The 19,145-nt window shown below is 60.3% G+C and carries 14 protein-coding genes; 11 read left to right on the top strand and 3 right to left on the bottom strand.

All coding sequences use genetic code 11. From position 1 onward, the window contains the following. The 7 genes from G538_RS0102620 to G538_RS0102590 all read left to right on the top strand — a co-directional run bounded on the left by G538_RS0102620 (position 1) and on the right by G538_RS0102590 (position 10,962). On the top strand, positions 1-1,371 hold the full coding sequence (locus G538_RS0102620; RefSeq protein WP_035832783.1) for an EsaB/YukD family protein: 1,371 nt from the start codon (positions 1-3) through the stop codon (positions 1,369-1,371). Next, on the top strand, positions 1,368-2,129 hold the full coding sequence (locus G538_RS18410; RefSeq protein WP_029068083.1) for a hypothetical protein: 762 nt from the start codon (positions 1,368-1,370) through the stop codon (positions 2,127-2,129). Before G538_RS0102620 ends, G538_RS18410 begins: the two co-directional genes overlap by 4 nt. Further along, positions 2,126-6,097: a type VII secretion protein EccC gene (locus G538_RS0102610; protein ID WP_029068082.1), complete on the top strand. Its 3,972-nt coding sequence runs from the start codon at positions 2,126-2,128 to the stop codon at positions 6,095-6,097. Before G538_RS18410 ends, G538_RS0102610 begins: the two co-directional genes overlap by 4 nt. 115 nt (positions 6,098-6,212) lie before the next feature. Further along, the gene (locus G538_RS0102605; protein ID WP_029068081.1) at positions 6,213-6,677 is read left to right on the top strand and encodes a hypothetical protein; all 465 of its coding nucleotides are present in this window, start codon (positions 6,213-6,215) and stop codon (positions 6,675-6,677) included. Between the two features lie 154 nt (positions 6,678-6,831). Beyond that, a complete protein-coding gene (locus G538_RS0102600; protein ID WP_029068080.1) occupies positions 6,832-7,056 on the top strand; it encodes a DUF2188 domain-containing protein in 225 nt (74 codons plus the stop codon). Positions 7,057-7,472: 416 nt separating this feature from the next. Then, complete coding sequence (locus G538_RS0102595; RefSeq protein WP_029068079.1) at positions 7,473-8,441, top strand: AAA family ATPase; 969 nt, start codon at positions 7,473-7,475, stop codon at positions 8,439-8,441. Then, positions 8,434-10,962 carry a S8 family peptidase gene (locus G538_RS0102590; RefSeq protein WP_029068078.1) on the top strand — a complete coding sequence of 843 codons (2,529 nt, stop codon included), beginning with the start codon at positions 8,434-8,436 and terminating at the stop codon, positions 10,960-10,962. Before G538_RS0102595 ends, G538_RS0102590 begins: the two co-directional genes overlap by 8 nt. A gap of 1,437 nt (positions 10,963-12,399) precedes the next feature. Here the strand turns inward: G538_RS0102590 and G538_RS0102575 are convergent. Then, positions 12,400-12,915 carry a hypothetical protein gene (locus G538_RS0102575; RefSeq protein ID WP_029068077.1) on the bottom strand — a complete coding sequence of 172 codons (516 nt, stop codon included), beginning with the start codon at positions 12,913-12,915 and terminating at the stop codon, positions 12,400-12,402. A 344-nt stretch (positions 12,916-13,259) separates the two neighbouring features. Here G538_RS0102575 and hemC point away from each other — a divergent pair, with 344 nt between their 5' ends. From hemC to hemL, 4 genes are read left to right on the top strand one after another with little or no spacing between them, the layout of a single operon-like run. Then, positions 13,260-14,291 carry a hydroxymethylbilane synthase gene (gene hemC, locus G538_RS0102570; RefSeq protein ID WP_029068076.1) on the top strand — a complete coding sequence of 344 codons (1,032 nt, stop codon included), beginning with the start codon at positions 13,260-13,262 and terminating at the stop codon, positions 14,289-14,291. Then, the gene (locus G538_RS0102565) at positions 14,284-15,198 is read left to right on the top strand and encodes a uroporphyrinogen-III synthase (RefSeq protein ID WP_029068075.1); all 915 of its coding nucleotides are present in this window, start codon (positions 14,284-14,286) and stop codon (positions 15,196-15,198) included. Before hemC ends, G538_RS0102565 begins: the two co-directional genes overlap by 8 nt. Next, positions 15,198-16,169: a porphobilinogen synthase gene (hemB, locus tag G538_RS0102560; protein WP_035832778.1), complete on the top strand. Its 972-nt coding sequence runs from the start codon at positions 15,198-15,200 to the stop codon at positions 16,167-16,169. Before G538_RS0102565 ends, hemB begins: the two co-directional genes overlap by 1 nt. Continuing rightward, positions 16,166-17,497, top strand: a complete 1,332-nt coding sequence (gene hemL / locus G538_RS0102555) for a glutamate-1-semialdehyde 2,1-aminomutase (protein WP_029068073.1) — start codon at positions 16,166-16,168, stop codon at positions 17,495-17,497. The genes hemB and hemL overlap by 4 nt, the downstream gene beginning before the upstream one ends. Before the next feature lie 103 nt (positions 17,498-17,600). On the opposite strand, the gene G538_RS14735 is transcribed toward hemL, so the two are convergent. Together G538_RS14735 and G538_RS0102545 are read right to left on the bottom strand one after the other, a co-directional pair. Beyond that, positions 17,601-18,260, bottom strand: a complete 660-nt coding sequence (locus G538_RS14735; RefSeq protein ID WP_051196488.1) for a TetR/AcrR family transcriptional regulator — start codon at positions 18,258-18,260, stop codon at positions 17,601-17,603. 319 nt (positions 18,261-18,579) lie between these two features. Next, positions 18,580-18,801: a hypothetical protein gene (locus G538_RS0102545; protein ID WP_157544270.1), complete on the bottom strand. Its 222-nt coding sequence runs from the start codon at positions 18,799-18,801 to the stop codon at positions 18,580-18,582. Positions 18,802-19,145: the final 344 nt, after the last annotated feature.

Raw genomic sequence — 19,145 nt, 5'->3', positions numbered from 1 at the left:
ATGGGTTCGCATACACGGTTGACGGTGGTGGGTTCTCGTCGCAGGGGCACGGTTGTGGTGCCGTCATCGGAGCCGTTGGCGGTGATGGTTGGTGATATTGCGGATTTGTTGCGTGAGCCGGTGCCGTTGGGTGGCGAGTTGGTGTTGGTGACTTCCCTTGGTGGGGAGGTTTCTCTTGCGCAGTCGTGCCAGGATGCGGGTTTGCGTGATGGTGCGGTGTTGCAGCTTGTGCGTGAGGAAGACATTCCGGCACCCCCTGAGGTGGTGGATGTGTCCGATGCGGTGGGTGAGCATGTGCAGTCGGCTTTGGGCCGGTGGGGTGCGGCGCATCGTGAGGCTCTTGTTGGTGTGTTGGCGTTCTTTATTGGTGTAGCGGGTGCGTGGCCGTGGGTTGTTGGCCCGATGCGTGTGGGGGCGGGTGACCCGCAGGTTTCTGCTGCGTTGGTTGCTGTTTCGGTGGGTGTTATTGGCGCCGGTGTGGTTGCTGGGTGGTTGTCACGCAGTGTGACCGCGTTGGGTGCGTTGTCTTCAGTGTTGGCGGCTGTTGGGGTGGGTGTTGCCTCAGCTGCTGGGTGGTATCTCGCTGGGTCAGCAGATGTTGGTGTTGCTTCGCAGGTGATGGTTGCGTTGTGTGCGGCGTGGTTCCCGGTGTTCGCTATCGCAGGGGTGCGGTTACGCAGTGGTGCACCGTTGCTTGCTGCTTTGAGTGTGGTCATTGTTGGTGATGTCGCGGTGGTGTTGCCACTGGTGGGTGCCAGCGTGGTCGCTTCGGCTGCGACGGTGGGTGTGCTTCTTGTGGCCGGTGTGGGGATCGCACCGATGGTGGCGTTGCACGCTTCTGGTCTGACGTCTCTGGACGATGCAGTTATCGCAGGTGGTCAAGCGCAGCGCAGCACTGTCCAAGACCGGGTCGCGGCCGGGTACCGGCACCTTGAGTGGAGCCTCGCGGCGTTAAGTAGCGTCCTGGTGTGGGTGCTGTGGGTGTTGATCAGTGCAGGTGAACCATGGTCATGGGCGATGGCGTTGGTCATCACCGGGGCAGTTGCTTTACGCACCCGTGCTTTCCCCTTTGTCCGTCACATGTGGCCACTTTGGTTAGGGCTCCTCATCGGCGGTGTCAGTGGCGCAGTAACCTGGTGGCTCACCCACAGTGACCTCACCGCACCCCACCCCACAACCGGGTGGATGCTCACCATCGCAGTAGCTGCCGTGGCGTGCGCAACCGCCGTCGCTGCCCGGCCCCGCCCCCACACCCTCGTGACCTTACGCCGCCTCGGCGACACCGCCGAATCACTGTGCATCATCGCCACCGTGCCCATCCTCCTCGGAACCTGGGGCCTCTACGAAACCGTCCTAGGAGTCTTCGCGTGAACCTCACCACCCTCCTATCGCGCACCGGAACGTCCTGGCAACACGACGTCCTCACCGCAGCGACCATGATGGAACAACCACTAGCCACAGCACGGCGCGTATCAGTGATGTCCATGTTCCCCACCCCAGGGCCCACCACCACAGGGCACCTCACCTGGACCCTGGGAGCAGCCATCGGCTCACACCGCCCCGGCCGAGTACTCGTCGTTGACACCGCCATCAACCCCGGCGACCCCGGCATCACCACCGCACTACCCCCAGTCACCCTCAACGACCTACCCGCCGGAATCAACGCCCCCAAAAAACTCCTCCGCCGCCTACGCTACGCAACCGGAACACTAGGCTGCGCCGTCGACGAACTCCCCGGCGACCCAGACATGACCCGCTCATCCCTCGCCGCACTCTGGCAAGAACGCGTCGCCCCCATCAGCCGCTACTTCGACATAGTGCTCACCCACTGGCCACAAGTCGGCTCACTATTCACCGCACACCACCAAGCCGCAACCGGCCACGCCGTCGTCGTCGTCTCCCCACCCACCAGATGGCAAGCCGAACAAAGCATCGCCCTCGCCCGCTCCCTCCACACCACCGGAGTAGACGTCACCGTCGCCTTTGTCGACCCCACCACCACCCAAAGCCACTGGATCCGCCACATCACCCCCACCCTGAACATCCCCGTCATGGAATACACCACCCGCCACCGCGACCGCGACGCCCTGATCCTCGGCGCCTTCGCCGTCACAGGAAACACCCCATGACCGTCATCCACAGACCAGCACGAATCGTCGAACCCCTCACACCCCCAGAACCACACACCCTGGCAAACCCACCCCAACTCGGCGACGCCCCCACCGGCGGAATCCCCATCCAAACACTGCTCCCCGTCATCGGATCACTGTCCTCCATCACCATGATCGTGGTGCTACGCGCCAACCCCCTGATGGTCGGTGTTGGTGCAGTCATCCTCCTCGTCGCACTCCTATCCGCAGTCGGCATGACCTTCACCCAACGCGCCAACGCCGCACGCACACGCCGCCGCGCCCGCGAACGCTACCTGGACTACCTCGAACAACAACGCACCCACACACGCGACCTCCACAACACCGCCCGCACCACAGCGCTCGCGGTGTACCCGGCCCCCAACCGGTTGATGCACCTGGCCCGCAACCCGGAACGTTTATGGGAGCGGCGGCGGCGTGACGCTGATGCGCTGTCGGTGCGCATCGGCTCAGGTGCGGTTCCGTGGTTGGCGATGCACTTGCCCGCAGCACCCGACCCGGTGAACCCCTTTGACCCGTTGATGGCGGCCGCTGCGCAGCGTGTCTGTGATGCCGCATCCACTATCCCTGGTTTCCCGGCGTGGGTGTCACTACGTAGCCAAACCACCGTGTCCGTGGTGGGGGCACCTGACCTCACCGATGGTGTTGTGCGGTCAATGCTCGCCCACTTGGCTGTGTTCCACTCGCCACGAGACCTGCAGGTTGGGGCGGTTATTCCGCCCGCACGCCGGGCGCAATGGGCAGGAATTGATGGGCTACCGCACCTGCGAATGGACGCCTGGGATGGGCCTGTACTCGCCCGCCGTATCGCCCCTGATATGGCGACCCTCGGGGAGCTGATCGCCGCAGAAACCGCCGCACGCGCACAGCGCGCCATTGCCCGCAGCCACCTACCGGCACAGGCGGGGAACACAGAAGTTCCCCTGATCTTGCTTGTTGATGCCACGGCCCTGCCGGCAGGGCGTTTCCCCCTGCCGGTGGGTATAGAATCCCTCGCACAGCTGGGAATCACCGTCATCACGATGGTTAAGGACCGCATCGACGAACCCGAAGACACCTCGTTGCGCATTACCGTGCAGCAGGACCCCGCCACGGGCCGCGTCACAGCGCGGGTAGATCACACACCAGGTGCCGGTAACGGCGGTCTCAGTGCCGGTTCCAGTGCCAGCACGCCCCCAGCGCTACCCGAAACCCTCACCCCCGACCTGATGGACTCACGCGTTTTTGCGGCACTCACCGGGGAACTTGCCGGGTTGAGTTTGTCCGCAGCAACCAGCCGTGACACGGCAACCACCGCAACACCAGACGCACTCGATTCCTTAGGTATCACCGATCTGAAGGACGTTTCCCCAAGGCGGTGGCACCAACAACCCGCTGGTAGTTTCCTTCAAGCACCATTTGGTATCACCGACAACGGGGACACTGTCACGTTGGACCTGCGCGAATCAGCGCACGGCGGCATGGGCCCACACGGGATTTGCATTGGTGCGACCGGGTCCGGGAAATCAGAGTTTCTGCGCACCCTCATTTTGTCCCTCGCCGCCCGGCACAGCCCTGATGACCTCGCCATGATCCTCATGGACTACAAAGGTGGCGCGGCCTTCACCCCCTTCGCACGCCTCCCCCACGTCGCCGGAATCATCGACAACCTGGCCGACGATCAACAACTCATTGCCCGCGCCAAAGCTTCCATCGAAGGAGAAATTGTGCGCCGCCAACGCCTCCTCAAAGAGGCAGGCAGCCACGCCAGCATCACCGACTACCGGGCAGCGCGCGCCACAAACCCCGCTTTGGCGCCCCTGCCCCACCTGTTCCTCGTCATTGACGAATTCGGTGAACTACTCACCGCTGAACCTGAGTTCATTAGTGTGCTGCTGCAAATTGGGCGCATCGGGCGGGCACTAGGTATTCACCTTCTTCTAGCATCGCAACGCCTAGAATCTGGGCGCCTACGCGGGTTGGAAAGCTACCTGTCCTACCGGATCGCGTTGCGAACCTTCTCCGCACAAGAATCCACCATGATTCTTGAAACCCCTGACGCCCACTACCTGCCACCAATCCCCGGTGTTGGATACCTCAAAGTTGACACCACCACGTACGTGCAGTTCACCGCCGCGTACGTATCCGGGCCAGTTCCTGCCACCACGGCGCGCACCCTCGACACAGCGGACGACACCTGGGGTGTTCTCGCTGAACCGCCCTACAACACCATCGAAGTGGACCGCGCGGACATCGAACAACGCCCCGTCCAACCTGTCGCGGCCAGCAGTGGGCGGCGCATCATTGATGAAGTGGTCACCCGCCTGACAACCGACATACTGGCAACCACACCTGTGTGGTTGCCACCACTGGCCGACCGCATCCCCCTCATTTCGGTACTCGACGACCACCCGCGCACTCACCTGTCTATCCCTGTGGGTATCGAAGACATCCCGTCACGCCAAACCCAACAACCGTGGATGCTGGACCTCACCGCAGCTGGCGGGCACCACGCCATCATTGGGGCACCACACAGTGGGCGCACCACATTCCTACGCACCCTCGCCGCGGGTATCGCCACCACCCACACACCCCGCGACATCGCCGTGTACGGCCTTGATTTGGCTGGGGCGGGGCTTGCCCGGTTGGAAGCGTTCCCCCACGTGGGAAGCATCGCCACCCGGTCCATGCGGGAAGAACAACACCGGCTCCTCGACGAACTACGCCAACTCATCACTGACCGGGAACGGCTCAGCAAAAAGCACGGCATCGAATCGCTGCACGAGTTCCGCACCCGCCACGCACGCGGCGAACTTGGGGACGGCGCCGCTGACGTTGTCCTACTCATTGACGGGTACGCCCTGGTCCGCACCGAATTTGATAGCCTCGCCGACCCGATCGCAGATATTCTGGCGCGCGGCTCATCCCACGGGGTGCACGTTGTTATGGCACTGACCCGGTGGAACGACCTGCCGATGCGGTTGCAGCCGCTTATCGGAACCCGTGCGGAACTGCGGTTGAACGATGCCAGCGAATCCACCATTGGCCGTAAACTCTCCGAACTCATCCGCTCCGACCAACCTGGGCGGGCACTCACCCACGACGGCAACACCGCACAAGTTGCGTTGCCCGTTGTGGATGACCTGGGCGACGACAACCTCGGTGAAGCATTGGCAACACTGGCTGCTCAAGTTAGCGCGAGCTGGAATGGGCCCAGCGCATCCCCCATCCGGTTGCTGCCCGACACCCTGGACCCCGCGACGCTCCCAACCGCTGAGGAAACACCTGTGCAGGTTCCGTTGGGGTTGCGCCAAGACACCATGACCCCAGAACTGTTGGACCTCGACAACGGCGACCAACACCTGTTGATTTTGGGTGACTCCCGCAGCGGAAAAACCACCGCAGTGCGGCACATTATGGCCGCCCTCATGGAACGCCACACACCAGAAGAACTCGTTTTCGCGGTGGTGGAAACCCGCGGCGACCTAGGCACCAACTGCCCCGAAGAATACTTGGGCGGGCACGCCAACAGCCTCATCAAAGCGGAACAACTCGCCGCCGCGTTGGCCACGGAACTCGAAAAACGCCTCACCCACGACGCCCCCGCCACCATGCGGGTTGTGTTCATCATTGACGACCTCGACATTATTGCCGCAGGTGGGCGCAACCCACTGACGCAACTATTGCCGTTCCTGCCATCAGCACGCAACATCCGGTTCCACGTGATCGTGACCCGCCCCGTCGCCGGGGCGTCACGCGCACTGTATGACTCCGGGCTGCAGATGCTGCGCGACACCGGCGGCACCGGGATCGTGCTATCTGGGGACCGCTCCGAAGGCCCACTATGGCCAGGGGTGTACGCCAGCAACGCCATCCCAGGGCGGGCCACCATTGTGCGGCGCGGCCAATCCCCACGCCTCATCCACGTCGCGAACCGCGAAGCACTGGTATCCACACCTGTGGGTTAACAGGTGTGGATGGTGGGTGCAGGCGGATATTTGCCGCTCCAAAAGCGGACATAATGGCTACACGATGCGCCACTGCGCTTGACGCCACTTGGCGCGTGTTAGGCACGATAGGAGCATGACAACAGAGCAAGGGTGGATCGTCGGGCTTTTCATCGTAGGGTCGGTGGCTCAGGGTGCAGCGCTAATCGTGGCGGTGCTGAGCATTATGAGATCGGTTGACGCGGCGAGAAAGCGTCCCGCGATTTCCGAGGACCTGAACGCGCGATTTCAGGCACGTCGCAAAGAGGTTATCGAGCCACTCGAGGAAGCGATGAGAGGCACAGTGGCGGAGCGTCGGGAAGAGATCCGCGTGGCCAAGGAGCGAGCCGAGAATCAGGTCAGCAAAGAGTTCGCATGTGAATTCAACCGTCACGGCATGGTGCCCAACACCTACAACAACGAAAAACGCCAGCACTACACCGAATCGGTGTGGCAGATGAAATCCACGCTAAGGCCGCAAGTGTGGAGTGCTGGGCTGCTCGTAGTCGGGATTGTGTTCGAGACTTGGGCAAGTATCTGGGCGATCTTCATCATCGTTTAGCCACCAGAAACGCGAATGTCCTCTGCCTACAGTGACGTAGGAGTTGGGTTCTCGAGTATGTGAAGGTCGGAGAAAGTTCGGCAGAAATGTCAGTGACATTTGGGATACTTCCTGCACGGGCAGTCGGTCCGAATTGACGAGCAAAGGAGCAGTCATGGCCAAGGGTGATATCTCGACTTACAACGAAGACGGCGTGTGGAAGTCGAAGGTGGAAGGCAGCAACCGTGCAGCACACGCCGGCGGCACGAAGGCAGAACAGCAGGCGGTCGGGCGACAAATGGCGCAGGACAGAGGTGTTGAACACACTATCCGCAAGATGGACGGGACCATAGGCGAGAAAAACTCCTACGGCAACGACCCGCATCCGCCTAAGGGATAGCAAAGGCCACCCCTCGTTTGCAAAACAGGCTCGACCTCACTAGGGCCGCACGAAATTGCTTCACTTCAAGGGCACTGGCCGGACGGAAGAATGGTGTTGATAGTGCGTGGGGTGCGGAGCGCCCCCGTGCCGTGCCGTGCCGTACCGCACGGCACGGATGGGTGTACAGCACTTCGGCCAGGAGAAACGAAACATACAGTCGACTCCGGACACAACAAACAAGGCCAGAGTCCCCAACGTCACTCCGCAACGAAACCGTGAACCCGATCACGGCGGACCTCCTTGAGTAAGCGTTCAGTGAAGTGAGCTAATCAGTCCCTCACCAGCGTAAAACAAGAGATGTGATGTCTGTGTGGCCATCCCTAAGACTTTATAGACGCGCGGTATCATGGGGAGCTAGAAGAAGGAGGTGCACCGTGGCAAGTACAGCAGAACACATCACAGCGATGGTGCGTAGTCACGCTGCCGGTGACGATGCTGCCTTCTACTCCGTTGCACTCCAGGTCGCCGCTCGCGAAGCCAAACAAGGTCATCATGTCCTCGCAGGCGATATCAAGAAAGCTGTTGACTCTTCTCGTCAGCGCACCCCTCTGGGAGCTGTCACCTCGATGGCCCAGCCACGCGGAGAGCTTGCGGAGCTCGTCGAGGAGACACACGCCAAGGTCAGCCTGCGCCAACTTGTCGCACCGGCTGACCTTGTACTGCAGATCAAGCAAGTCATTGCGGAGCAACGGCAACGCAAAAACCTTCTCGAACACGGCTTCGCCCCCGCGCATCGCCTTCTACTGGAAGGCCCTCCCGGTACCGGCAAAACTATGACCGCGACAGTTCTCGCTACAGAACTCTCGTTGCCCATGATCACAGTGAGACTAGACGGTCTACTCAGCAAGTTCATGGGCGAAACCGCGAGCAAGTTGCGCCTCGTTTTCGACGCTGTCGCGCGAAACCGCGCCGTATACCTGTTCGACGAATTCGACGCCCTCGGCGCGGATCGCTCGGGCAACGACGTTGGTGAGGCTAGACGAATCCTGAACTCGTTTCTTATGTTCCTCGAGGAAGCTAGTCCGGAATCGATCGTGCTTGCTGCAACGAATCATCGATCAATCCTCGATAAGGCACTGTTTAGAAGATTTGACGCAGTCTTGACCTACGACCTCCCTGATACAAGGCAAGCGGTAGCAGTGATGAAGGCACGCTTGGGATCTCTTGTGACTGGCACAAGCCTGGCTAAATTAGGCGAATACACTAACGGGCTTAGCCACGCTGAACTCGTGAAGGCATCGGAATCAGCCGCCAAGGTTGCACTCATGCGCGGAGAAAGTCACGTTGACCGAGAAGACCTTATTACAGCCCTGAGGTCACGCAGAACGGCAAGTCTTGGCTGAGCAAGGACGTGGTCTCGATCATATCTACGTCCATGGCCACACAGTGGATGCTGACTTCCACCGCCCAAGAGGCGGTGGATTCAAACAACGTATCGTAAGGCGATGGGAGCATGGGCAAGGCATCCAGACAGAAGCGCAGACAGCCTTTGCTGAGGTTGAGGAGGAACGAGCAGTCCGCCTTCTCAACGATGAGGAACTCCGCGCGACCGGCGCCGTTATTGTTCTCGAAGGCGAGAGCGCAGATTATCCGCTGAAACTCGACTCTCTCGAAACCTACACTACTCATAAGATTGCCCGCCCCAAATGGATTCTGCTGTCTGTCCGTGAAGCCACCGAATACGATCCCGAGCGCGCTACCGTTTGGGTTGCGGATGAATACAGGCAGAAGTTCCTTCAAATATTCCAGGACTACCTCGAGAAAAACGGCCCTACTGGAAACCCCAAGAACCAGAATCTCGTCGCGAACATCGCACGCATACGCCACGCTGTCCTTTCCGATCTGTGGACATCCAACGACGAGCCTCCCAAATATGGGCAACATTGGTGGGAGCTCTGGCTCGACGCAGGCAGCGCACATGTTGACACTGTTCAAAGCTTCGCTGCAGCCAACGAGTTAAGAGTTCTGGAACGCTCGCTCAAGCTTCGCGACCGCGTGATCGTCTGGATCGAGGCAAGTTGGTCACAACTTGAGATCCTGCCATTCACAGCGGTCCCAATTACTGAGATCCGCAAGCCAGAGTTCATTGACACCGTCGAAGACCTCAGCCCTACTGAACAGGCCGACTATCTCGGAGATCTTGCCGATCGAATCACCCCAGCGTCGAAATACGCCCCTGCCGTATGTCATCTCGATACGGGAGTGCTCCGGACGCACATCCTCCTTCGTGACTCTCTCGCAACGAACGACCACCACACCATCATCGGAGTCTCTGGCAACGATTCCCACCACAATGGCCACGGAACGTCCATGGCCGGCCTCGCCCTCTTTGGAGACCTCGATCCGCACCTAATCAGCAACGAGTCGATCAAGCTCCGACACCGCCTCGAATCTGTCCGCATGTGGCCTGCACGCAGCGAACGCGCAATTGATCCGATCGACTATGGGAGCGCCACTGTCCAAGCAGTAGCACTCCCGGAGATCACAAACTCGCGGCGGCGCGTCTATTGCCTCACTCTCAGTTGCCCACCAGACAACTACGGTGAACCGACCCTCTGGTCCGCAGCCGTTGACGCCCTAGCAGTCGGAACTGAGAACGCCCGCGATGGTGACCGATTCCAACTCATTGGAGCCCCTGACCCTGATAGAGCGCGCCTTATTGTCGTGGCTGCAGGCAATGTTTCGTCGTACATTGAGGACCACCGCACCAACTCGGAGACTTCAGCGGTCGAAGATCCTGCCCAAGCTTGGAACGCTCTTACGGTCGGTGCTTACACTGACCGCGCGAACGTTCCTCAACATCCCCAGTACGCGGGTTGGAGAGCGATGGCAGAGCCAGGAGAGCTCTCACCTCACACTCGCACCTCGGTTATGTTCGACAAGCACCGTTGGCCGATAAAACCGGACATTTGCATGGAGGGCGGGAATGTACTCACTGACGGTGTTGGAGGAGTCGATGAGAGACACCCGCTGCTCTCTCTGCGATCGACTGGGAACGCTAATGATGTCACGCTCACTTCGGCTAACGCGACTAGCGCTGCGACAGCACAGGCATCACGGCTAGCGGCGCTCGCGATGGAGCGGTATCCCGAGTACTGGCCCGAGACAATACGCGGCCTCCTCACACATTCCGCGGAGTGGACCGGGCCGATGAAACGGGGTATTAACAACGCAGCAACCAAGACTGACCGACACCAGTTGCTACGTCAGTATGGATGGGGAGTGCCGACAGAACAGGCCGTTCTCAACTCCTCACGTCAGGCTGTAACCCTCATAACGCAAGACCAATTCATCCCCTTCGAAGGGCCAGATCTTGCAATGCGTCGCTTTCGCTTTCACTCACTCCCCTGGCCTGCAGAAGTCCTTGAAGAGCTTGGGAGTGCGGAAGTTCGCCTTCGACTCACGTTGTCGTACTTCATCGAGCCATCCGCTTCTCGGCGGGGCTGGCGAAATCGATATGCATACCGTTCCCACGGCCTCAGCTTTGATCTCCAAGACCCTCTCGAGAGCCGTCACGAATTCATCGCGCGCATCAACCGTGAAGCACAAAACACTGAGGAAGGATCCCGCCCCGGCAAAAACGCCTCTCAGCGCTGGCTAGTCGGACCGCAGTCTCGCAATCTTGGTTCACTACACCAGGACGAATGGCACGGAACTGGGGCAGAACTTGCGCGGTGCAACAATGTCGCAGTGATACCTGTCGGCGGTTGGTGGAAAAACAACCGTAGATCAGATAGGAAGAACCTTCCAGTCCGATACGCTCTCTTACTCTCCCTCCAAACAAGAGAACAGAATGTTGACCTTTACACACCGATCGCAACCCAACTGCGAGTACCGATCGCGGCCGAGATTCCATCAATGTGAATCACCACTGGTTGATATCTAAACAGGATGAACTGTTCGCGCGAATGGCAGCTGATAGGTCACGTTACGTCAGAATTGGAAATTGTCGAGGCTGACGCAGCCTCCCTTCTGGTCGAGTTGTTGGAGGTCTAGTTCCTGTAAGCCCGACATAGAGCATCGATGAGGCGCGGCCTCCATCAGAGACTTGTAGTTTTCAACGGGCGTTTCCCATTGCCCCTTCTAGCTCCTGTAGGTATTAGGTACTGGGTAGAGCCCCAAGACGTAAAGCCCTTTTTATGGATAGGAGGATCCGAATACCTCCCCGTCGACCTCATGCAAGGGATTGAGCCGTCATCGGACTAAGCACTCCTCGCAGTTATCGCGCCTCAAGGGCTTGGAATCAAGGAATATCTAACTTGAGCGGAGTCTTTAACCTCTTCACCGTCAAAGCCGCTCACCTGCCACACTCTTTGCAGGTACCCATGATGTGTAGGGAGTTAGGAGGGTCAAAGCGTCTAATGCGAACGTTCGTCTGTCAAAACCTCTACTTGCACGGGTGATTGGTGGCGTTGAGGTGCTTACTGGATCGAAGGAGTTGCACTTCAGGGCGATCTCATCGCCGGCGGTTCTTCTCGAGGCCAGATTCCGCTCGGAGTATAGGGTCGGGCATTGCTCCTGTGAGCAGGTTCAGGCTGAATTGGCGCGCTGAGGCTGTGCGCGGCATCAGCGCGAGAGTGGACCTTCATGATCATCACGACAATCACTGGAGCGAAGCGAGTCATCTTGAGCGCTTTCCAAATGCACACCAGCACAACGAGGTGAAGTCACTCGGGCTCCCCGTCACTGATGAGCGTGGTAGGCCGGTAGGCAACTGCGAGCTAGGGAATGTCCAGTAGTGTCGCTGAGGGCCTCAATTCAGTTGCTGCCTTGTGTGAAGAGCAACCAGACGGTCTGCCAAGAACCGGGAAGACGCGCGGAAAGTCAGTCACCGCTACCTAGGATCGTCCGTTGAGAGAGGAACAAAGTGATGCCTTGGCCCCGATGATGCGTGAGGCAGAGAAATGAGGTGGGTTCCCGAGACATGGCAGGACCTGACCGTGGCCAAAACCGAGCTCGTACCTGGGTGCAGTCCGACCCCAGCACCTCTGCAACGAACCTTGGCGCTGTTCGTCAACCATGAGTTCGGACTCCGTGGTGCGCGGTCTATGCCGGACGCATCGAGACGGCGGACACGTCGCCGAACCGATTGAAGCGTGCCGTCGATAAGCGCGAGCGGTCGCGAGAGGATGACGGTGTTCTGGCTGGCGGTGACGCCAGGCGACCTGATCGATCGTCCGGAACGCAGGGTGTGAGCAGTGCCAAAACGGGATCATCGACAGTGTGAGCAATACCGCGAACGAGTAAAGGAGCGAGAGCCGTAACGGTCGATATCTGGCGGGTGGTCGATTGGGATCGGCATCAGCGGATCTTTCTGTCACCCGTCTGTATGTCCGGACGTGCCGCCGAGATACTGTCCCGGACTCGAGCTAATTCTTGATCATCGGCAAGAACTACGTAGTATGAGCGTCCGTCTGTGGTGCGGATGCCGAAGCCAGGGCCCTTGCGGTTCGCGAAGGCGAGCACCCCTCCGGATGCAATCCTTAGCCCGATACCCGCGAACTCCCAAGGAGAGACTGCCGAACGGTAGTCAACTGATGCGATGTTTGCGTACGGCACGGTTCGGGTGAGGATGGGCCAGTAGCGAAGCCGCAGACCGTCCTCACTGCCAACCACCCAGTGTGCCGCGAATGCGAATGGCCACATACACAACATCATGAACGTAATAATGGCGAGCAGGAACCACGGGCTTCCATCCGGATCTGCAAACTCACCTGGGAGGAAGAACACTCCGATGAAGGGAGCCACAAAGAAGATAACTCGCAGCCAAAGCTGGAAGTGTACTCGGCTTGTCTTCCAGGTGCGGGTGTGGCTCACGGTACTTCGGCTCCAATTCTTTCGGTGTCCTGCTGTGAATCCTGCTGTAGGTTCCGCTTGCCCCACCAGTCCCCCTACGTTGCCGCGAGCACGAGGAGTAGCACCGATAACATCCGTCGTCACAGCTTCTCAAACTTGCCCTAACTACCGATTTCACACCGTAATGGTGGTTTGCAAAGCGAGCAACCGATGAGATCTTCTAGGGGCTCATGAACACATCAAGCATCCGCCCCCACACCGCTATCCCCGTCAACGTTCCTGCCTGAATCTCACCCACCAAACCCCAGCACCCACGGGGCCGCGAGCGCGCATCGGCAGATCAGTGACACAATGGCCGGGTGACTGTGACTTCCCTGCGACTCGGTACTCGTGGTTCTGCGTTGGCGATGGCTCAATCGGGTGCTACGGCGACCTTGATTGGTCAGGCTGCTGGCATTGATGTTGATTTGGTGCATATTCGCACTGATGGGGATGTGTTGACGGGGTCGCTTGCCACGATGGGTGGTACGGGGGTGTTTGTTACCGCGATCCGTCAGGCGTTGCTCAATGGTGATATTGATGTGGCGGTTCACTCCTTGAAGGATCTGCCTACTGCCCCGCAGGAGGGCACGATCATTATTGTGCCGGAGCGGGAAAGCCCTCAGGATGCGTTGTGTTCGCGTCATGGTGAGGGTTTGGATTTGTTGCCTGATGGTGCGTTGGTGGGTACTGGCTCGCCGCGTCGGGCTGCGCAGTTGCTTGAGGCGCGCCCGGACCTGCGGATTGTTGATATTCGCGGGAATGTTGATACTCGTTTGGCGCGGGCTGGTTTGTCTACGGCTGATAAGCCGAATATCCCTAATGATTTGGATGCTGTGGTTCTTGCTACGGCGGGGTTGCGGCGGTTGGGTCGCGCGCATGTGATTTCTGAGCTTCTTCCTCCGGCGACGATGCTCCCTGCCCCTGGTCAGGGTGCGTTGGCTGTTGAGGTGCGCGCCGAGTTGGCCACTGAGCATCCGGGGGTTTTTGCGGCGTTGCGCACGTTGCATCACACTCCGACGGCGTTGGCGGTTACTGCTGAGCGGGCGTTGTTGCGGCATCTTGAGGCTGGGTGTGCGGCGCCGGTTGGTGCGTTGGCCACGGTGCATCAGGGCACGATGCATTTGACGGGTATTGCTCTTGACCCGCGGACTGCGCCTGTTGGTGAGGCACCGGGGGCTGATGTTCGTGATATTAATGCTGCGCCTTTGGCGATGACTCGCCCTGCCGATGCTCGCCCGCCGTTGCGTGGTGAGGTCACCCGGGTGGTTGCAACAGATGAGGATGCCCGCCAGGTGGGTGTTGAGTTGGCGGAGTCGCTCCTCGCTGAGGGGGCTGCGGAGTTCCTTCGTGGCTGATTCGTTGGTGCTTGCGGGGTGTCATGCGTTGATTTTGCGGCCGGTGGACCGGGCGCAACCGCTTGTTGACCTTATTGTTGGTGCTGGTGGGCGGGCGGTGACTGCCCCGTTGATTACCCGTGAGTCCATTTCTGTTGAGCAACGCGGCGCCCTTGACGCCCACACGGCGAGCCTTGCGGGGTTTGCGTGGGTTGCGGTGACGTCTGTGAATGCGGTGACTGAACTTGTGGACTCCATCACCCGCACGCACCCTGGGCGTAGTGTTGCGGAGGTTGCGCGGGGCACCCGGTGGGCAAGTGTTGGCCGTGCAACAACGCGCGCTCTAGCTGAGCGTGGCATCGAGGTGGCGTTTGAGGCGAAGGAAAACTCTGCTACTGGGATGCTCAACGAGTGGCCTGCAACGCAACCCCCAACTAGTTCTTCCGCCGATGCGCCCCGTGTGCTGCTCCCGGTAGGGAACCTGGCGACCACCCAACTTGAGGACGGTTTAACCGCGCTGGGTTATGAACCTATTCGGGTTACCGCGTACCTGACGGTGCCCCACCAAGCGCCCGCTGGTGTTGTTGACACGTGGCATGGGGGCGGGGTGAACGCTGTGATCTTGACGTCAGGGAGCATCGTTGACCAGTTCGCCCACCAGTTCACCTACCCACCAGCCGCCGCCATGCACCAACCCCCCACAGCAACCCCGAGCGGCGTTGCCGGGTCAGAGCAACGCGCCACGGGCATCGGGAATCACCACCTGCCACTGATCGTTGCCATAGGAGAACCCACCCGCCGAGCAGCAACCCGCCACGGCATCCCCGTGCACGCGGTTGCAGCACGCGCCAGCAACGCCGGGCTGTTCGACGCCCTGGTGAGCGCATGGACCACCCGCGACACCACCCCACCGGAAGGAACACCCTGATGGACCGACCACGCCGCCTCCGCACCACCCCCGCGATGCGCGCACTCACCCGCGAAACCCGACTCCACCCCCGCGAACTCGTGCTACCCGTGTTCGTTCGAGAAGGTCACGGCGCGCCAGTGCCCATCGGGTCAATGCCTGGGGTTGTGCAACACACCCTCGACTCGCTGCCCGCAGCGGTAGAAGACAGTGTGGCCGCAGGTATCGGTGGGATCATGCTTTTTGGTGTCCCGGAACACCGCGACGCAGTGGGTACCGGGGCCACAGACCCCGACGGTATTCTCAACCAGGCGATTCGGGTTGCCGCGCAGGCAAGTGCGGGGCGCATCGTCATTATGGCGGACCTATGCCTCGACGAATTCACCGACCACGGGCACTGCGGGGTACTCACCGAATCCGGTGAAGTCGACAACGACGCCACCCTCGTGCGCTACCAAGACATGGCCCTCGCCCAAGCCGACGCCGGGGCAGAAATCCTTGGGCTATCCGGGATGATGGACGGGCAAGTCGCCGCAGTGCGTGACGCCCTCGACGACGCCGGGCACAGCAACACATCAATCCTCGCGTACTCCGCGAAATACGCCTCCGCGTTCTACGGGCCATTCCGCGACGCCGTGGAATCCACCCTCGACGGTGACCGCCGCACCTACCAAATGGACTACGCCAACCGCACCGAAGGCCTACGCGAAGCCGACCTCGACCTCCTCGAAGGCGCAGACATCGTCATGGTGAAACCAGCGATGTCCTACCTCGACGTCCTTGCCGGAGTAGCCGAACGCTCCTCCGTGCCAGTAGCCGCCTACCAAGTGTCCGGCGAATACGCCATGATCGAAGCCGCAGCTGCCAACGGGTGGATCAACCGAGACGCCGCCATCATGGAATCCGTCCACTCCATCCGGCGCGCAGGCGCCACCATCATTTTCACGTACTGGGCCCTTGAGGTCGCCACCTGGTTGAAGGACAACACATGACAACAAATGACACCGCATTCGCCCGCGCCCAAACCGTCCTGCCCGGTGGCGTGAACTCCCCCGTGCGCGCATACCGCAGCGTCGGCGGAAGCCCCCGCTTCATCACCTCAGCACGCGGCCCCTACATCACCGACATTGACGGGCGCGAATACGTTGACCTCGTCAGCTCCTGGGGGCCAGCACTCCTCGGGCACGCCCACCCCGCCGTGGTCGACGCCGTGCAACAAGCTGCCGCACGCGGACTGTCCTTCGGTGCGCCAACCGTTGGTGAAGTAGAACTCGGCGAAGCAATACGGGCCCGAGTCCCCTTCGCCGAACGAGTGCGCCTCGTCTCAACCGGCACCGAAGCAACCATGACCGCCGTACGCCTAGCGCGCGGCGTCACCGGGCGCCCCCTGATCATCAAATTCGCTGGCTGCTACCACGGGCACGTCGACTCACTCCTCGCCGAAGCCGGGTCGGGTGTAGCCACCCAAGCGCTACCCGGCTCAGCTGGCGTCACCGAAGCATCGGCCGCAGAAACCCTCGTTGTGCCCTACAACAACCTCGACGCAGTAGCCGCCGCGTTCGACGCCCACCCCGGGCGCATCGCAGCAGTCATCACCGAAGCCGCCCCCGCAAACATGGGCGTCGTGCCACCTGCACCAGGCTTCAATGAAGGCCTACGCGCCCTCACCACCAAACACGGCGCACTGCTGATCCTCGACGAAGTTCTCACCGGGTTCCGCACCTCCGCATCAGGCTGGTGGGGCTTTGAAAACACCACACTCGGCGCGAACTACACCCCCGACCTCGTGACCTTCGGCAAAGTCATCGGCGGCGGAATGCCCGTCGCGGCCCTCGGCGGGTCGGCAACAATCATGGACCACCTCGCACCACTTGGCCCCGTCTACCAAGCAGGAACCCTCTCCGGGAACCCCGTGGCCGTCGCTGCTGGCCTGACCACCCTCACCCACGCCACCGATGAGGTATACAACCGGGTCAACGAGGTATCCACCACCATCGCCGACGCAACCAGCGCCGCCCTCAGCGCGGAAGGAGTCGCGCACCGCATCCAGCGGGCATCGTCGCTGTTTTCCGTGATGTTCGGCGAAACCGCCCACACGCACGGGTCACACAACTACGCTGACGTCCAAGCGAACGACACATTCCGCTACGCGCCGTTCTTCCACGCCATGCTCGACGCAGGCATCAACCTGCCACCATCCGTGTTCGAAGCCTGGTTTGTGTCCGCCGCCCACGACGACGTTGCCGTTGGACGCATCCTTGATGCGCTCCCCGCAGCAGCCCGCGCGGCCGCCGCAGCGAGTGCGCAACCCGCCAACTAGCGCTCACTGCAAAGCACCGACCACCCCAGCACAACAAACCGGCCGATGCCCTCCCTATGTGGGGAGGGCATCGGCCGGTTTGTGTGGTGCTGAAAGTGAGACGCTACAGGGCGAAGTATGTATCTATCCGGTCGAGGTGTTCCTCAATGATGAGTGCGCGCATGAACCGGCGGGCGACTTCCATGTAATCAACATCGTCTGGTTCCAGTAGCCACTGAATTTGAAGGCCCTCAAGGAACCCGATGAGTGCGACTGCCGCAGCCTCCGGGCTGATCTCTGGTTTGAGAAGCCCAGCAGCTTTGATGGCATGAAGACCCTGGGTATATTCCGCCCGCATCGTTTTATATCGCCGCGAAAAAAATCCATTAGCTGGGTGTGTTTTATCCGCCGCGAAAACCGCCTGGGTGATGAAAAGTTCAATAAATCCGGGGTGTTCAAAGCTTAGTTTCATGAGGGAAACAAATCGTTGAACAAGTTCCCAAGCCTGCTCTTCACTTGGCTCTTCTGGGAGCTCGTCAAGAGCTACCAGATCGGTACCAATCTGCTCTCTTTGTGCCAGCACAGCGAGGAGAAGGTCCTCTTTAGTCTTAAAGTGATACCGCAATCCGGCGTGCGACACCCCTGTGTGAGCCGCAATTTCACGAAGCGATGCACCGTGATACCCGTAGCGGGCAAAGTGCGTGAAAGCGTGCTCAAGGATCTCCGACCGACGTTTTCGGCCGGACTCATATGATTGCGCTCGTGTTGTTTCGCCCCTGCTCATAGATTGCAGTATGGCAGGTGCCGCCCACTCCTGCCACTCACGCTAAACGTGTTAAATACCGATTGACCTGCAAAAACATGGTAGGCAGGCCTTCGCAACCAGTGGTTGACTGGGCGCAAAGTGAGACGCCAGTGCCCAAACCGCGCATCCATGTAACGTCCTGAGGACACTAAATGATCGGCGTCTTTCCAACGATGCAGACCGTCGCTAGGCGATCCGTAACGTTCAGGCACGGGGGCAAAGTGCGCATCGGCCTGCACGTTCACCGCATGAAAAGTATCCACTTGGCAATGTTTCACATGATGGACCACTCGCAGTCTCACGACGAGTTGCGGCGGCGGTTTCGATCAATCCACGAGAACAACGCAAACATCACCCCAAAGAACACCACAATCCGAAAAAGCGGATTCATTCCGGGGAGGAGCGCGCGCAGAATAATACTCACCCCAAGCGACACCACGAGGGACCAAAACAAAGAAGCTGAGGTGCTGATACCTCGACGCTCGGGGTCAAAACCAAAAAACCGTTTCAGGGAATCCACGCCCCCATCTTCTCCCACCCCGAGACCCGCGTCTACGCCACCCACCCCTCACCCTGCCCCCCCCACTCACGACCTCCCCCTTCCTGACTACCCCCGCCCGCGGCCCCACCACTTCCCGCCCTTGCCGTGTGGCATGTTTTGGGACAGAAAGGCATGTCCTAGGCATGCCACACACGCCAAAAACATGCCACACAGGGGCGGGAGCGAAGACGAGTGGGGGGGTGGGAGCGAAGGCGAAGGCGAGAGCGCGGAGTAGGTGAGAAACGCAGGTGAGGGCGGCACGTCGGTAGGCCGAGAGCGAACGTGTGTCGCGCATCGGCCAACACAGGTTGACAGCATACCCC

This window comes from Jonesia quinghaiensis DSM 15701, from assembly GCF_000423205.1.
Taxonomy (GTDB): domain Bacteria; phylum Actinomycetota; class Actinomycetes; order Actinomycetales; family Cellulomonadaceae; genus Jonesia; species Jonesia quinghaiensis.
The sequence above is the reverse complement of the archived record's forward strand: the minus strand, read 5'-3'. Positions and strand labels throughout refer to the sequence as shown.

Bases quoted from the DNA above. Each gene is read 5' to 3' on its own strand.
- G538_RS0102620 (WP_035832783.1), top strand. From the start codon at position 1: ATGGGTTCGCATACACGGTTGACGGTGGTGGGTTCTCGTCGCAGGGGC.
- G538_RS0102610 (WP_029068082.1), top strand. From the start codon at position 2,126: ATGACCGTCATCCACAGACCAGCACGAATCGTCGAACCCCTCACACCC.
- G538_RS0102605 (WP_029068081.1), top strand. From the start codon at position 6,213: ATGACAACAGAGCAAGGGTGGATCGTCGGGCTTTTCATCGTAGGGTCG.
- G538_RS0102600 (WP_029068080.1), top strand. From the start codon at position 6,832: ATGGCCAAGGGTGATATCTCGACTTACAACGAAGACGGCGTGTGGAAG.
- hemB (WP_035832778.1), top strand. From the start codon at position 15,198: ATGGACCGACCACGCCGCCTCCGCACCACCCCCGCGATGCGCGCACTC.
- hemL (WP_029068073.1), top strand. From the start codon at position 16,166: ATGACAACAAATGACACCGCATTCGCCCGCGCCCAAACCGTCCTGCCC.
- G538_RS14735 (WP_051196488.1), bottom strand. From the start codon at position 18,260: ATGAGCAGGGGCGAAACAACACGAGCGCAATCATATGAGTCCGGCCGA.